Source organism: Gramella sp. AN32 (assembly GCF_023718305.1).
Classification (GTDB): Bacteria; Bacteroidota; Bacteroidia; order Flavobacteriales; family Flavobacteriaceae; genus Christiangramia; species Christiangramia antarctica.
This window is the reverse complement of record NZ_QEYO01000020.1, coordinates 56,742-72,857: the sequence shown is the minus strand read 5'-3', so window position 1 is coordinate 72,857 and position 16,116 is coordinate 56,742. Positions and strand designations below refer to the sequence as shown.

At 38.2% G+C, this 16,116-nt stretch carries 16 protein-coding genes; 9 read left to right on the top strand and 7 right to left on the bottom strand.

From position 1 onward, the window contains the following. Positions 1 to 6 precede the first annotated feature (6 nt). Genes DHD80_RS17215 through DHD80_RS17205 form a run of 3 tightly spaced genes read left to right on the top strand, consistent with a single transcriptional unit; the run spans position 7 to position 2,343 of the window. Positions 7 to 936: a glyoxylate/hydroxypyruvate reductase A gene (locus DHD80_RS17215; protein WP_251742703.1), complete on the top strand. Its 930-nt coding sequence runs from the start codon at positions 7 to 9 to the stop codon at positions 934 to 936. A gap of 14 nt (positions 937 to 950) precedes the next feature. Next, on the top strand, positions 951 to 1,400 hold the full coding sequence (locus DHD80_RS17210) for a universal stress protein (RefSeq protein WP_251742702.1): 450 nt from the start codon (positions 951 to 953) through the stop codon (positions 1,398 to 1,400). Positions 1,401 to 1,410: 10 nt separating this feature from the next. Beyond that, positions 1,411 to 2,343 (top strand): pyridoxal-phosphate dependent enzyme, encoded by a 933-nt coding sequence (locus tag DHD80_RS17205; RefSeq protein WP_251742701.1) that lies wholly within the window; start codon positions 1,411 to 1,413, stop codon positions 2,341 to 2,343. Here the strand turns inward: DHD80_RS17205 and DHD80_RS17200 are convergent. Next, positions 2,327 to 2,842 (bottom strand): DinB family protein, encoded by a 516-nt coding sequence (locus DHD80_RS17200; protein ID WP_251742700.1) that lies wholly within the window; start codon positions 2,840 to 2,842, stop codon positions 2,327 to 2,329. The two genes, DHD80_RS17205 and DHD80_RS17200, sit on opposite strands and share 17 nt — an antisense overlap. A gap of 217 nt (positions 2,843 to 3,059) precedes the next feature. Between DHD80_RS17200 and DHD80_RS17195 the strand changes: the two genes are divergently transcribed. Genes DHD80_RS17195 through DHD80_RS17185 form a run of 3 tightly spaced genes read left to right on the top strand, consistent with a single transcriptional unit; the run spans position 3,060 to position 5,560 of the window. Beyond that, on the top strand, positions 3,060 to 4,820 hold the full coding sequence (locus tag DHD80_RS17195) for an SLC13 family permease (protein ID WP_251742699.1): 1,761 nt from the start codon (positions 3,060 to 3,062) through the stop codon (positions 4,818 to 4,820). A 59-nt stretch (positions 4,821 to 4,879) separates the two neighbouring features. Continuing rightward, positions 4,880 to 5,203, top strand: a complete 324-nt coding sequence (locus DHD80_RS17190; RefSeq protein WP_251742698.1) for a DUF202 domain-containing protein — start codon at positions 4,880 to 4,882, stop codon at positions 5,201 to 5,203. A 15-nt stretch (positions 5,204 to 5,218) separates the two neighbouring features. After that, positions 5,219 to 5,560 carry a DUF6122 family protein gene (locus DHD80_RS17185; protein WP_347709980.1) on the top strand — a complete coding sequence of 114 codons (342 nt, stop codon included), beginning with the start codon at positions 5,219 to 5,221 and terminating at the stop codon, positions 5,558 to 5,560. A 5-nt stretch (positions 5,561 to 5,565) separates the two neighbouring features. Here DHD80_RS17185 and DHD80_RS17180 read toward each other — a convergent pair whose 3' ends face one another. Continuing rightward, positions 5,566 to 6,519: a DUF302 domain-containing protein gene (locus DHD80_RS17180; RefSeq protein WP_251742697.1), complete on the bottom strand. Its 954-nt coding sequence runs from the start codon at positions 6,517 to 6,519 to the stop codon at positions 5,566 to 5,568. Positions 6,520 to 6,722: 203 nt separating this feature from the next. Between DHD80_RS17180 and DHD80_RS17175 the strand changes: the two genes are divergently transcribed. Further along, on the top strand, positions 6,723 to 7,337 hold the full coding sequence (locus DHD80_RS17175) for a deoxynucleoside kinase (protein ID WP_251742696.1): 615 nt from the start codon (positions 6,723 to 6,725) through the stop codon (positions 7,335 to 7,337). A gap of 12 nt (positions 7,338 to 7,349) precedes the next feature. Next, entirely contained in the window at positions 7,350 to 8,018 is a 669-nt protein-coding gene (locus tag DHD80_RS17170; RefSeq protein ID WP_251742695.1) for a sterol desaturase family protein, read from the top strand. 166 nt (positions 8,019 to 8,184) lie between these two features. Here the strand turns inward: DHD80_RS17170 and DHD80_RS17165 are convergent, their stop codons facing one another. The 4 genes from DHD80_RS17165 to DHD80_RS17150 all read right to left on the bottom strand — a co-directional run bounded on the left by DHD80_RS17165 (position 8,185) and on the right by DHD80_RS17150 (position 12,750). Next, positions 8,185 to 9,222: a phosphatase domain-containing protein gene (locus DHD80_RS17165; protein WP_251742694.1), complete on the bottom strand. Its 1,038-nt coding sequence runs from the start codon at positions 9,220 to 9,222 to the stop codon at positions 8,185 to 8,187. 74 nt (positions 9,223 to 9,296) lie between these two features. Further along, the gene (ligD, locus tag DHD80_RS17160) at positions 9,297 to 11,723 is read right to left on the bottom strand and encodes a DNA ligase D (RefSeq protein WP_251742693.1); all 2,427 of its coding nucleotides are present in this window, start codon (positions 11,721 to 11,723) and stop codon (positions 9,297 to 9,299) included. A gap of 3 nt (positions 11,724 to 11,726) precedes the next feature. Further along, entirely contained in the window at positions 11,727 to 12,500 is a 774-nt protein-coding gene (locus DHD80_RS17155; protein ID WP_251742692.1) for a Ku protein, read from the bottom strand. A gap of 1 nt (position 12,501) precedes the next feature. After that, positions 12,502 to 12,750, bottom strand: a complete 249-nt coding sequence (locus DHD80_RS17150) for a Rho termination factor N-terminal domain-containing protein (protein ID WP_251742691.1) — start codon at positions 12,748 to 12,750, stop codon at positions 12,502 to 12,504. 434 nt (positions 12,751 to 13,184) lie between these two features. Here DHD80_RS17150 and DHD80_RS17145 point away from each other — a divergent pair, with 434 nt between their 5' ends. Continuing rightward, positions 13,185 to 13,649 (top strand): hypothetical protein, encoded by a 465-nt coding sequence (locus tag DHD80_RS17145; protein WP_251742690.1) that lies wholly within the window; start codon positions 13,185 to 13,187, stop codon positions 13,647 to 13,649. Positions 13,650 to 13,692: 43 nt separating this feature from the next. Here DHD80_RS17145 and DHD80_RS17140 read toward each other — a convergent pair whose 3' ends face one another. Continuing rightward, entirely contained in the window at positions 13,693 to 16,086 is a 2,394-nt protein-coding gene (locus DHD80_RS17140) for a sodium-translocating pyrophosphatase (protein WP_251742689.1), read from the bottom strand. Positions 16,087 to 16,116 lie beyond the last annotated feature (30 nt).

The window sequence follows — 16,116 nt, the reverse complement described above, 5'->3', positions numbered from 1 at the left end:
ATCGCAATGTCGTTACTAATTGTTTGTCCCGGTAGGGATCCAGGCACCTGGATTCGTGAGTTAAAAAGAGAAGATTCTTCCGTCGAAATTGAACGATTTGATGAAGATCATAAAAAGGAAGAAGTAGAATTTATTCTATCCTGGAACCATCCGCGGGGTATTTTTCAGGATTATCCAAACTTAAAGGTGATTGCGAGTATGGGTGCCGGGGTAGACCATATTATTTCAGATCCTGATATTCCTGAAAATATCAAAATTACCAAGGTAATTGATGATTCCCTGGAAGGTGATATGAGCAATTTTGTGCTCATGCAATGCTTAAATTATCTTCGGAATACGTATCGATTTTATAGAAATCAGCAGAAGCATACCTGGGATAAGCGAATGTATAGGAGGCCTGAAAATACCATCGTGGGAATTTTGGGAATGGGAATATTGGGACAGGTTGTTGGTGAAAAATTATTCAATAACGGTTTTAAGGTTCAGGGCTGGTCTGCTTCGGAAAAAGATCTGGAAAATATAAAAACCTATGCTGGAGATTCAAATCTGAACCAATTTCTGAAAAATTCAGCAATCCTGATTTGCTTATTACCGCTAACATCGGAAACCGAAAATTTTCTAAACCGGGAAGTTTTTCAGAAATTACCAAAAGGTGCCTATTTGATTAATGTAGCTCGTGGGGGCCATTTAAACGAAGATGATTTGATAGAATTTTTGGATAATGAGCATTTGGCCGGTGCTGCCCTGGATGTTTTCAAAACTGAACCGCTGCCGGAAGATCATGTATTTTGGGAACATTCAAAAATTCATATTACCTCCCATGTGGCCAGTATCACCCATCCGGAATCTATTGTCCCGCAAATTTTGGAAAATTACCAGAGAATGAAAACTGGAAAGAAATTAAAACATACAATCGATCGAGATAAAGGATATTAATTAAAATTGAAATTATGGAACTTATCAAAAATATTATGGTAGCCGTTGATTTTAATGACAGCATTGGAGAATTGATGCAGTATGCAGATGAGATGGCCCTAAAATTCAAAGCGAAGATCTGGGTTTTACATGTCGCAGATCCTGAGCCAGATTTTATTGGTTATGAACCGGGACCGCAGTATATAAGGGATATTAAAGCTGAAGAATACCGGGAAGAACACCGAAACCTTCAGGAAATTTGTAAAAATTTCATTTCTAAAGAAGTAGCGGCAGATGCATTGCTCATTCAGGGCTCAACCGTTCAAACTGTAATTGAAGAGGCGAAAAAGTTACATATCGATCTTTTAGTCGTGGGAACCCATAAGCATAGTTTTTTCCATAATCTGCTGAATGAGAACATATCGCTTGAATTGCTTAAAAAAGCTGAAATCCCTATGTTGACCATTCCAATTCAAGAAGAATAAATTGACTGTTTTGAAAGAAGATTTAGAAAAAGTCTATCAAAAGGTCAAACCTTTTGTGCATAGGACACCGGTTTTAACTAGTCATTTGATGGATGAAATTGCCGGATGTCATTTATTTTTTAAATGCGAGAATTTCCAAAAAATGGGTGCGTTTAAAATGCGGGGAGCGATCAATGCCATTTTAAATCTTTCCGAAGAACAGAAAAAGAAAGGAGTGGTGACACATTCTTCCGGAAATTTTGCCCAGGCGCTGTCACTTGCCGCAAAAAACCTGGGAATTCCTGCTTATATCGTTATGCCAAATTCAGCTCCCCAAGTAAAAAAAGCAGCGGTAAAAACGTATGGTGGTAAAATTACCGAATGTGAACCTACGCTGGAGGCCCGGGAAAAAGCCGCCACAAAAATTCAGCAGGAAACCGGCGCTACATTTTTACATCCTTCCAACAATTTGGATGTAATTTTGGGCCAGGGAACTTCTGCCTATGAATTGTTGCAGGAGCAGCCAGATCTTGATTTTGTAGTTACACCTGTGGGAGGTGGCGGCTTGATTGCCGGAACAGCCCTTGCTGTAAAACACTTCGGAAAAAATTGCAAATGCGTTGCAGGGGAACCAAAGGCAACCGATGATGCTTTTCGATCTATGCAAAGCGGAAAAATTGAAACCAATGTTTCAGCCAACACAATTGCCGATGGTTTAAAAACCCACTTGGGCGATATCAATTTTCCTATCATCCTGAAGTATGTAGATCAAATAATCCTGGTTTCAGAAACTGAAATTATTGAAGCTTTACGGCTAATTTGGGAACGCATGAAGATTGTGGTAGAACCCTCCAGTGCCGTGGCATTGGCCGCTGTATTAAATCAAAAAGAAAAATTTAAAAATAAGAAGGTCGGGATTATTATTTCCGGGGGAAATGTTGATCTTTCTAAGCTTCCTTTTTAAGTACGGAAATGGTCACCAGCATTTGCCCAATATGGCGCTGGCTATGTTCTGCAGCGTGGAATAAAACCCCAATTAAAGTTGAAGGCAATCTTTTACGGCCTATAAACCTTTCTGTAGTTAAATCATTTTCTTGTAAAGTCTTCAGGAAATCGATAAACCCCTCCACTTTGTTTTCAAAACTCTTTAGAAGATTTTCAGTTGTTATGGTTGGATCAGGTTCTCCTTCCTTTTTTAAATAGATTAGCTGTTCATCTGAAAGCCTCTTTTTCTTTGCATAAGTAAGTAAACGATCTGTCACCCCGGTCATATGCTGCAGATGAAAGCCAACCGATGCCCTTCCCGCTGGTTTCTCCCAAAGTAACTCATTTGGAAAATTGTTTACATATGTTCCCGCTTCCAATTTTGACTGAAGAATCGCATGTGCCGCCGGTTGCAGCAAATCTGGTATTTCTTCAATTTTTCCACTAAGCCAATACTCCGGTAAATGATCTTCCCCCATTTTTCGAATTTTTCTTTCCGAAAATTATAAAAAAATCTTCAATATAAAAGAATTACTATCTTAGAGAAGGTTTTTAAAATCAACGAGTAATCCATACTGAGCCCCGGGTTTGTAGAAAAAATTTTAAATACGAAAATTGGGTTAATTATTTATAAGGCGAATTGGGTTTTATCTAAATTGCCTAACGGAAATGAGGTAAATTTTAAGAGGAACATCCATGGAAATAATAATCGTTATATCGCTTTTGGTTATTATTATCATCCTTTTTGCTTTAGAAAAAATTTCCGTAGACATTATTACCCTGGGCTCATTGATTCTTCTGGTTTTATCAGGGATCATCACCCCGGCTGAAGCTTTTGAAGGTTTTAGCAGTGATTTTATTATCATCTTAGGTTCCATATTTGTGATTTCCGGCGCCTTATCTGAAACCGGACTATTGGACAAAATCGGTTCTACGATGATCCAGAAAATGAAAAATAAAACCCTCTTCATCTCTTACACCATGCTGGTCACGGCATTTTTATCAGCTTTTATGAATAACACCACAGTCACCGCATTGGTCACTGGCCCTGTTGTGGGAATGTCCAGAAAGCTGAATATAAGTCCGTCGAAAGTTTTGATCCCAGTGGCTTATGCTTCCATACTTGGAGGAACCTGTACGCTAATTGGTACATCAACCAACGTTGCGGTAAGTAGTTATATTGAAAGTGTTGGCTTTGAACCCCTTAGTTTTTTTGAAATTTTCTTTGTTGGTTTGATTTTGTGTATTTCAGGGATTGTGTTTATGCTGATTTTTTGGAATAAAATTTTACCGGATAGAGCGGAAGGAAATTTATCAGAAGAATATCATATCAAACAATATTTGAGTGAAGTAAGCATTGAGGAAGGCTCTGAACTTATTGGAAAACTGGCATTTCAGTCAAAGCTCGCCCAGATGGATATTAGGATCATTAAAATTCTGCGAGAGAAACTGGAGATTATTCCAGATCAATTTACAAGATTAGAGAAACAGGATGTTCTGCTCATCGAATGTAAGCTAAACGAACTCATTAAAATAAAAGAAGCTACCGGGATCAAAGTAACGGCAGACATGAAGAGCGACCATAATATTGAAAGTGAACAGGTTAGCCTTATGGAAATTCTGGTAACCCCCGAATCTATCCTTACCAAAAAGACTTTAAAGGAAATTCGATTTCGGCAAAATTATAACCTAGTGGTTTTGGGCATTCATCGATTAGGCGGTAAAATTTCAGAGAAAATTGGAAATGTTCGGTTAAAAACCGGGGATGTTTTGCTTGTTCAGGGGAAAAAAGATTCCATTACTGCTTTTAAAGAGACCAATGAATTTTCCATATTAGGAGATTTTAAGGTGACCCTTTTCAAAGAAAAGAAAGGGATCATTTCCGCAGTTGTTTTTTTAATCGCAATTATAGCGGCAAGTTTAAATATTGTTCCTCTTTCTATCTCATTCCTAACCGCCGCTTTAATTACTATTGTTTTGGGAGCAGTAACTCCGGAGAGAGCTTATGAAATCATTAATTGGAAGTTACTGATCCTTATTGGGGGGATGACCGCATTTGGTACAGCCATGCATAATTCTGGCGCCTCTCAATTTTTGGCAGAAAGTATTGCGTCCTTGCTTGGTGGTTATGGGATTATGTACGTTCTGTCTGGATTCGTGATCCTCGTAGTCCTTCTCACCCAACCCATGTCCAACGCCGCCGCTGCATTAGTTGTTTTGCCGGTGGCTATAGAAGCTGCCCATATCCTTAATTGTGATCCCAGAAGTTTTGCTATTGCCATTATGTTAGGAGCGTCTGTATCCCTTATTACACCTTTTGAACCATCCTGCATCCTTGTGTACGGCCCCGGAAAATATAAATTTTCAGATTTCGTAAAAGCAGGATTGCCATTAACCATTATTTTGCTAATTCTAATTTTAATTATGGTGCCCATAGTATGGCCACTTCAACCTTAAATTTTTTATTCCGATTGCAAGCTTTAACTTTATAAAAATTTTAGTCCCCTTTTCTTAATATGAGACGCGTAAAACTTCACAATCCGTTTAAAACCAGAATCATTGATGAAAAACTAATAAGAGAGCATCTCGCCTTGGAGCGCACCAAACTAGCCAACGAGCGAACGCTTCTGTCTTATGTTAGAGCTTCCTTGTATTTACTCATTGGAGGATTGGCTTTGCTCCAGGTGAAAGAATATCAGGGAATAAGTATAATATGGGTAGGCTATTTAGCGCTTATCATTTGCGTAATCTTCCTTGTTATTGGAATTTCAAGATATATTGCTCTCGAAAGAAAACTCAATAGATTGCTCCAACCTGACAGGGAAGAACAAACTAATTAAGACTAAAACATTAGCGTGCAGCAATTTGTTCACTATTTTCTCCATTTAATCGCTATAGGCGGAATAGCCTATTTATATGATCGCAAAAACTGGTTAAAATATTGGGCAATTTTGGCAGCCACCATGTTAGTTGACCTGGACCATCTTCTTGCCACGCCAATTTATGATCCCGAACGATGCAGCATTGGGTTCCATTATTTTCATTCTGAAATTGCCATTGTTTTGTATCTACTCGGCATGATCTTTAGCACCAATAAGATTTTAAAAATAATTTTTATCGGGTTGTTCTTTCATATGCTAACAGACTTTACAGATTGTATATGGAATTATTTAGTTTGCCAGCCCTGTAATGCTTAATTCGTTTACTGCGTGGCGACGTTGCTCAAATTGTCCAAAGCAGCGGCGATTTTTTCCAAAATATCATCATTCATATCTACCGAGTGTCTTTCGGCTACATAATAAATATCATTATAGGAAACATACACCTCGCCATCGGCATTTTCCCATACCAGCATCTTCTGCGGAAGGTCTAAACCAATTGTATGCTCTTCCTGCATTAGAGGAGTTCCCAAATTGGGATTTCCGAAGATAAGAATGCTAGTAGGATTTAAGTCCATCCCAACACTCGCGGCATTTTGTTGATGATCCAATTCTGCAACCAACTTTAGATTAGCATTTGAAGTGATGGCCGCCCTCAAATCATTTAAAGTTTGTGTAAAGCTTTTATCGCTTTCTTTAGTGATCACCCCTTCTTCAAAACCTACGCTTTGTTGTGGCGCTGAAAGCACTTCTCGCTTAGTTACTTTAGAAACCAGTTTCTCGAGCGCTGCGGAAATTTTTGATAAGGTTTCAACGCCGGAAAGGTTATGACGGGATCTTAAATATTCCACGCTATTGTATAATGCCACATCGGTCTTATCTTCATTTCTATAAAACAACACCTTCTGCGGAAGGTCCAATCCTGCAAGTTGATTTTCCTGCATTAACGGAGTTCCCAGTTCCGGGTTTCCAAAGAAAATAATACGGGTTGGATCTAGCTGCAAACCTACTGATTTTGCATTCTTTTCATGATCTACTTCCGCAACAATTGATAGTGCGTCGTTTTTTCTTAAATTCTGAATAAATTGCTGATAGGCTCCCTGCGTAGCAACCTTACTTATGGAATATCTGGTTCCACCTGGAAAAATATCTTGACTAAAATTTCCTTCAGATTTTTTTGCTGAAAGGTTAGCAGTTTCAAAGTTTTCACTTTCGTTCGTATTACTACAGGAAACTGTAAAAAGAGTGAAACAAAAAATGACTAATAAATTCTTCATAATGGATATTTTTCTTTTAAAATACATTTAATGCATACGGGGCATGGTACCTTTAATAATTTTTAACGACTCTAGCTTAAGCTTTCCTAAAATGTTACCATAAAAGCGTACGAAACTTCTGATTAATCTTAAATCTATTATCTTTACGCTTCGTAAAAAAAACATAATTTTATCACTCATCTAAAGGCCGTAAATTAGATACTATGCATGTAGCCATCGCAGGAAACATTGGTGCAGGTAAAACTACCTTAACCAAATTGCTCGCTAAACATTATAAATGGGAGCCGCAATTTGAAGACGTTTTGGAAAACCCGTACCTGGAAGATTTTTACAACAAAATGGAGCGATGGTCGTTTAATTTGCAAATCTATTTTTTGAATAGCAGATTTCGGCAAATTCTTCAAATTCGCGAAAGTGGAAAAAAAATTATTCAGGATCGTACGATTTATGAAGATGCCTATATTTTTGCACCCAACCTGCATGCAATGGGATTGATGACGAATAGGGATTTTAATAATTACAAATCTTTGTTCGACTTAATGGAAAGTGTGGTTCAGGGCCCGGATTTATTGATTTATTTAAGAAGTAGTATTCCAAATCTTGTATCACAAATTCATAGTCGTGGGAGGGAGTATGAAAATTCGATTTCGATCGACTATTTAAGCCGGTTAAATGAACGTTATGAGGCCTGGGTCCATGATTATGACAAAGGAAATTTATTGATAATTGATGTAGATAATATTAACTTTGTAGATGAACCGGAAGATCTTGGAGATATTATTAGTAGAATTGACGGTCAGTTACACGGACTTTTTTAAAAATTTATCGCTATGGAAAGTACAAAATTAAAAAGACCAAAACATAAGGGTTCACCTAAACTGTTTGATAACCCTATACTTGAAAAATTAACACATACGCATATTTCTATTCCCCTCATTATTTTTGGGGTTATCGCGGCTGCGCTTGTATATTATGGGATTATTGAAAAAGGATTTGAAGTTCCAAACATGATATTTCTCTTTCTGGCAGGTTTGTTTTTTTTCACTTTCGTAGAGTATATCATGCACAGGTATTTATATCATATCCCGGCAACGACTCCTAGAAAGCAAAAAATCTCATACACCATGCATGGGGTGCACCATGATTATCCCAAGGATAAATCGAGACTGGCCATGCCCCCACTCTTAAGTCTAATTATCGCAAGCGTTTTATTTATTATTTACCGGGCGGTATTAGGCGATTATGTCTTCGGATTTTTAGCCGGATTCTTAATTGGGTACGCAGGATATCTGGCCGTGCATTATTCGGTACATGCTTTTAAAGTTCCCAACAATTTTCTAAAAATTCTCTGGCACCATCATAGTATTCATCATTACCGTGAGCCAGACAGGGCGTTTGGTGTTTCTTCCCCACTATGGGACCATATTTTTAGAACCATGCCCAGACAGTCTCCCGCGCGTGAAAGAGCGGCGGTGGGAACAAGTATTGATCCGGGGTAGAGGTAAGTCTTTAGACGTTAGACGTTAGAAAAAGTGAAAAGTGAGAAACGAAACAAGGAAGTAAAATGGCTAGAGGCTAGAGGCTAGAAAAAATTAAATTTCCAGTTTCTTTTTTCTAATTTCCAGCTCCAGCTCCAGTTTCCAGTCTCCAGCTTCAGCTTATCTATTACTGAATAAATCCGTTTTCCCGGGCATGTTCTTCTGCCTGGTTAGAATCATCGGCCATAAGCACGGGTACTGTATCAAAATCATCAATAATACTTTGCACGCGCTCCATCCTGCGTTTGTGCTTTACACTCCGTAAATAAATCGCCAGGATCCTGTCTGAAAACTGCGCGGCGATATCGGTATAAATACTGGCATCATGTTCCCCGCTATCTCCTATCAGGATAAATTTCATATCGGGATAGGTTTTTAGGATATTGGTGATTTCCTTCTGTTTATGGGGCTTTTCAGGTTTTAAGGTTTTGTCGAAGGGCGTCCTGAAATCCCTCAGCAAAATTGGTCCTTTGGGAAAGCCATTATGATCCAGAAAAAGTTTCAGATATTCATATAAATTCCACGGGCTATTACTTAAATAGAACATAGGATTCTTATTTTTTCCACTTTTGCCTTTATGCAATTTCTGGTAAAGATCTGGAGCGCCCTTAAATGGGACTCTTCGATACGCATTGGTGAGAAGGGAGTTTTTGAGCAACCGCCATTTTAAAAATGAAGTGACCCCTGTTTTCAGGATGGTATCGTCAATATCACTAATAATTCCAAATTCTGCATCGACTTGTGGAACTAAAAATTCTCCCTTTGCAGGATCATGAATCAATTCTGTCTCAGGTTTTAGTTCATTCTTAAAATACACTTCATACTCCACCCAACCTTCTTTCGAAGCATGTTCCGATAAATTTTCATCAATAGTTTTATCGAACAAAAAATAACCCTCCGCATCGGTCTTATTCAGAAGATTTACTTTATCCGGAATATTTAATTCCATTTGAGCATCCGGAATTTCGAAACTATCAAACTGTTTCCACGTATTTTTGATCGTGTTCCAAAAAGACTGCTCTTTTATAATTTTTAAAGGCGCGTTATCCAAAACCCGGCCTTTCACATACAAATGAGAATAAGTCCCATAACTACGATAAGGTAATACATAAACCTGATCCAGATTTTTATACCTACCCAGAACCTTCTTAAAACGTTTGATCATTAAGTACTAATTTTTTTTCAAGATAGTTTTAATTCTTCCGAATAGAAATTTCAGGATTTAGATTTATAAATATTTTAAGTTTCAAGCATATTAAGATGTGCCAATGCTTTTTCCATATCTATCCCCTTTTTTAAAACATTTTCAAAAAGATCTCCTTTTTCCTGAAGTCGATCGGGCATGTTCTTCATATTAAAATCTGAAATTCTTAATCCTGATTTTACTTCTTTCCATTCCAATGCAGCAGAAACTGGCGCTCCTGTACGCGGCCTTACACAGTAAGGCGCGGCAATGGTTTGCCCACGCCTGTTTTGTAGATAATCCAGATAAATTTTCCCTTTTCTATTTTTAACCGCACGTTCCATACTCACCAGTTTTCCGGCTTTTTCCTGAATAAAATAACAAATCAGTTTCGTGAAATTTCGCGCTTCCTCATAAGAATATTCCGCATTTAGGGGCAAATAAACATGCATACCTGAAGAACCTGAAGTTTTGCAATATCCTTCAATTTTCGCTTCGTCCAGAATAGCTTTTGTAATCTGGGCAACTTCAATGATCTCTTCAAAAGTATTATTTGCTGAAGGGTCCAGATCAATAATTGCATAATCTGGATTTTCTAAATTGTCTATTTTTGAATGCCATGGGTTTATTTCAATACAGCCTAAATTTGCCATATATAAAAGTGTTGCTTCATCCTGGCAAACCAAATACTCGATATCACGATTAGAGGATTCAGAATAAATTTTAACCGTTTTGATCCAGTGGGCAAGCAAACCTTCGTTATCTTTTTGATAAAATCCCTGCTGCTTTATACCGTTTGGATGGCGATGTAAATTCTCCGGGCGATCCTTTAAATAAGGCAAAATGTATTCTGAAATTCCCAAATAATAATCAATAAGGTCATATTTCTTAAGACCGGATTCCGGCCAATATACCTTATCAACATTCGTAATATTTACTTCCCTTCCATTTACTTCCAGAACATTTCCCGGTTTATATAGGCCTTTGGTCTCTTTGAATGGTGTATTCTGATTTGTCGTTACATCTTCCAGAAACTTGTCTTCACGTAAACCTTTAAAAACCGGATGGCGCATCCTTCCGGTTTTTGTCCATTCTGAAAAACTTACCTCGCAAATCACTTCCGGTTTGGTCCAGTTGGGAACCCGGCCTTTTAAGCTTACTTTTTCATCAAACGGCGATTTTTCAATTGCTAATGGCTTCAGTTTTTTAAGAATTTCTTTTTGTGTTTTACTGGAAAAACCGGTACCGCAATTTCCCACATATTTTAGCTCATCATTCTCAAACATTCCTAAAATTAATGAACCAAATACTGAACCTTTGCTATCGGTATACCCGCAGATAAGAACTTCAGCACTTTCCTGAGATTTTATTTTTAACCACTTTTCACTTCGATAGCCGGGAGAGTATGTAGAATCTGCCTGTTTCGCGATAACTCCTTCCATGCCTGCATCAATCGCTTTTTGGTAAAAAACCGTGCCCATTCCTTCAATATGATCACAATACATAGAAAGATCCAAACCTTCCAACACATCAGGAATAAGGCTTTTGCGTTGCAGCAGTGGCAAATCCAGCATGCTATGCCCATTAAGATAAAGCATGTCGAAAACATAATATTGGAGGGATCCTTCAGTATGTTCGTCATAGTTCTGAAGTGCCTGAAAATCGGGAAGTCCGTTTTTATTCAGAACCACCACTTCCCCATCTAAAATTACATCCTGCGGAATTTGTTCCAAATCCTTGACCAGATTCGGGAATTTCGCATTGTAAGAAATCCCGTTTCGGGAATGGATAGAAACTTTGCCATTATCGATATTGGCGATTAATCTATAACCATCCCATTTCAGCTCATAAATCCAGTTAGGATCATTGAAAATCTCTTTACTGGTCGTCGCCAGCATAGGTTTAATGATGGACTTTGGGTTGAGCTTTTTAATTTTGGGGGGATCCGAAATTTTTAGTTCGTTCTCCACATAATCTTCAGCATCATAGTTAAGATCGGTAGAAAATCGATCTTTCTTTTTGATTAAAAGCCAGTGATTTTGCGCTTCGCCACGGTGTGTTTTTACCAGGGCGAATTCTCCTTTAACTTTTTCCCCTGAAAATTTAATTTTTACATTTCCCTCCTGGTATTGTTCCGAAAGGCTTTTATCCTCCAACGCAGATTGAAATGTGCCTGTATCCCAAATATTCATTTGTCCGGCGCCATAATTTCCCTTCGGAATAGTTCCGTGAAAAGTGAGATATTTAATGGGATGGTCTTCTGTTTGAACGGCAAGCCGTTTATCTTTTGGATTCATGGAAGGGCCTTTGGGAACGGCCCAGCTTTTTAAAACACCATCGATTTCCAACCTCAAATCGTAATGCAACCTGGTGGCCTGATGTCTTTGAAATACAAATCTACTTTGATTGGATGCATCTATTTCGGCATCTGGTTCCGGAGTATTAGAGAAATCCCGCTTTTTGATGTAATCCTCTAAACTCATATATTAAGATGCTTTTTTCTTCTTTTTTTCCAGGCTGGCTTTTAATTGCGCCATCAGATCTTTCGCCGGGGTTGGTTTGCTTTCGAATTTTTCCTTTTTCGGCTTTTTACCGGTCGCTTTGGAATCGATTATTTTCATTAACTGATCGATATAAACATCTTTATATTTTTTGAAGTCGAATTTTGTGGTGTACTGTTCAATCAAAGAAATAGCCATATCCACTTCCTTTTTCTTTACACTGCTGTCTGAAAGTTTTAACTCGGAAGGATCCCTGATTTCATCTTCAAATCGTATGACATGTAATACTAAAGCATTTTCATAAACGCCTATCAGGCTTAAATGTTCTTTTTGACGCATCACGAAAGTCGCCACTCCTAATTTTCCGGTTTTCTTTAAGGCATCCCGCAGCAAATTATAAGATTTCCCGCCTTCTTTTTGAGGCTCTAAAAAGTAGGGCTTTTTAAAAAGCACATCGGCAACTTCAGATTCTTCGATAAATTCCTCAATATCTATGGTTTTGCTCTTCTTCATATTCGCCGTCTCGAAATCTTCCTTTTCAAGAATCACATAATCATCGTCTTTTTTAAAACCTTTTACAATATCTTTCCATTCCACTTCTTTTCCTGTATTTTCATTAACCCTTTTATACCGAATGCGGGCATGATCACTACTGTCCAGCATATCGAGTTCCAGGGTCCTGTCTTCAGAACCTGAATATAATTTTACCGGGATACTTACCAGGCCAAAACTTATTGAACCATTCCAAATAGAGCGCATATTAATTGTTCCTTAATGCCTTGATTAATTCTTTTTTGTTCATTGAGCTCCTACCCTCAATACCAACTTTTTTAGCCTGTTCATAAAGATCCTTTTTAGAGCGTTCTTCATATTTTTCTGCCCGTCCACCTTTTTCACCAGAATCTGGCGTATTGGCTATTCTTGCTGCTTTTTGCCTGCTCATCCCCTCCTTTAAAAGGGCTTCATATTTCTCGTCGTTCTTAATGCTGGGCCCATGATCTTTTGCCATAATATTAAATTTTGTATTTAATTTAAATTTACAACATAGATAGCTGGTTGAATTAAATTGAAAAACGATTAACGTGATTTTAACCCGATTTAGAATTTAAACGTATTTGAAAAAAAACTAAATGTATATCCGTTTTCTGCCCTAAAAGTTCTTTCGTCACCCTGAATTTATTTCAGGGTCTCCATATTACATTGATTACATTGAAATGAGATTCTGAAACAAGTTCAGAATGACATCATTTTTAAGTTTAGGATGCTTTACGGACAAACAAAAAAACCAAAACGGATTATCCAGAAAATCTTTTTATTAAAGTAAATATAAATCAAGATCAAAATTGGTTAAAATTGTTAAAAATAGCCTGCGAAAAATGCTAATTCAATAATTTAGTAAAACTGATTACCATTCAAAGTATAAAGAAAGAGGGAGGGGAAAAAATGAAATTGACGGAGAAAAAAAGCACGCTTAAACTGCTTGGAAAACTAAAGTATTTAACTCAAAAAAATATATTTACCTATCAGGTGGCCGCTCAATATGAAAAACGTCTGGCGTTGAAAAGCATATACAAAAAACTGTACTATCAAAAACTTCAATTTCTTCAAGCAGTTGATGAACAGATTGAGCTGGTTAAAAAAGAGGTTTCCACTATTCTAGACCCTGATTTAGTTTTATTCAATCATCAAAAGGTATTTAAAGATCACCGGACACATTTGAAGACAAAATGCCGTAGTAATTTTGCTGATTTGTATCGCAGGGAAATGAAGAATTATAAAAAATATTCAAAATATCTTTCTAAAACCAATCATGCAGCAGTAAGGGCCATGATCATGGAACAACGACACGAGATCAAACAAAATATTTCTGAAATGAATAGAACTGGTTTACTAAAGTATGCCATATAAAAAAAGCCCGCGGGAAGCGGGCTTTCAAATTCATTAACATCTTTTATCGCAAGGCTTCAACTTTGGTCTTCACTTCCGCTTCCGTACCTTCAAAATCATAAGTTTTAGAATTGGATTTGCCATTTTTGGTAGTTTCAATTTCTACTTCAGCATGCGTAATTCCATCAGTCGTATACATATCAACTTTCATCTCCTTTTTTATCAAATTTTTCCCGGCACTTTCAATAAAAGCTGTTTCTTCCTGAATTGGAAGTTCAGATTCAGTATGACCTCCTAAAATTGGGGCGATCACCAAACCAATCAAACAGGTAAGTTTTATTAAAATGTTCATAGACGGCCCTGAAGTGTCTTTAAAAGGATCACCCACTGTATCACCGGTAACTGCAGCTTTATGCGCTTCAGATCCTTTATAAGTCATCTCACCGTTGATCATCACCCCGGCTTCGAAAGACTTTTTAGCATTATCCCAGGCACCTCCGGCATTATTTTGAAAGATTGCCCAAAGCACACCACTTACCGTAACTCCGGCCATATATCCTCCTAACATTTCTGCAATTAATAATGAATCCATTCCAAATGCCATTGGCGCGAATGCGATCACAAGTGGAAAACCTATGGTTAATACACCTGGCAATAACATTTCTTTTAAGGATGCTTCCGTAGAAATAGCCACACATTTATCATATTCCGGTTTGCCGGTTCCTTCCATAATTCCGGGAATCTCCCTGAATTGTCTACGTACTTCCTGCACCATTTCCATAGCCGCTTTCCCCACAGCGTTCATGGCCAATGCCGAAAATACCACGGGAACCATTCCACCCACAAATAACATCGCAAGTACCGGAGCCTTAAAAATATTGATTCCGTCAATTCCGGTAAAGGTGACATAAGCCGCGAAAAGCGCGAGTGAAGTAAGTGCAGCAGATGCGATGGCAAATCCTTTTCCAGTTGCTGCTGTAGTATTTCCTACTGAATCTAAAATATCTGTTCTTTCCCTAACAATTGGTTCCTGTTCGCTCATTTCAGCAATCCCACCGGCATTATCTGAAATAGGTCCAAAAGCATCTATCGCCAACTGCATGGCAGTGGTAGCCATCATTGCAGATGCCGCCAGGGCAACCCCATAGAATCCTGCGAAAGCATACGATGCCCAAATTGCCGCAGCAAACAATAAAACTGAAGGGAAGGTAGAAATCATCCCGGTAGCAAGACCGGCAATAATATTTGTACCTGCTCCTGTTGAAGATTGTTGTACGATCTTAAGAATAGGTTTTTTACCTAATCCGGTATAATATTCAGTAACTGCAGAGATAACCGCCCCAACCACAAGTCCTACTAAAGTTGCAAAGAAAACTTCCAGGGAAGTAATGGTTGTTGGTACAAGCACTCCAAAAAATTGCATTTCCATTTCTTCAGGCAGCATCCACATACAAAGACCATAGCATGCTACAGCCACTAAAACAATAGAAGTAATATTTCCTTTATTTAATGCGCCCATTACCTGACTTTCTTTAGCATCATTACTGCTAATTTTCACCAAGAGCGTTCCTATTATTGAAATGATAATCCCAACACCAGCAATAGCCATAGGTAGTAAAATAGGGCCAATTCCGCCAAATTTATCATCTACCATCCCGCCCATATCCTTAATCACGTAGTTACCAAGAACCATCGCGGCAAGTACCGTGGCCACATAAGAGCCAAATAAATCTGCCCCCATCCCGGCAACATCACCAACATTATCACCCACGTTATCTGCAATTGTTGCAGGATTACGCGGATCATCTTCAGGAATACCAGCTTCCACTTTACCCACCAAATCGGCCCCAACATCTGCCGCTTTCGTGTAGATACCGCCACCTACTCTGGCAAATAACGCAATAGATTCAGCTCCCAGAGAGAATCCTGCTAATGTTTCCAGCACGATGGTCATATCGGCATTATTCGTCCAGACACCTCCCATAAAGAAATGAAAGAAAAAGATGAAGAAAGTAGTTAATCCCAGTACGGCCAGACCTGCAACACCAAGTCCCATCACTGTACCGCCTCCAAAAGAAATTTTAAGGGCGTTAGGCAAACTTGTTCGCGCCGCCTGCGTGGTACGTACATTTGTTTTTGTGGCGATTTTCATTCCTATATTTCCAGCATAAGCTGAAAACACCGCCCCAAATATAAAGGCAATAACAATGAGCCAGTGAGTAGTAGGAACTACAAAGGACACAATGGCCAACAACACACTAACGATCACGACAAAGATTGCCAGTAATTTATATTCAGCATTTAGGAAGGCAAGTGCACCCTCATAAATATGGTCACTAATTTCTTTCATTTTGCCGTCACCGGCATCTTGTTTTAATACCCAGGATCTTTTGATTCCCATGAAGATGAGACCGATTATTGCCAAAATTGCAGGCACATAAATCATTATTTCTTCCATAAAGCGCGTTAGTTTGTTAAATAAATATTA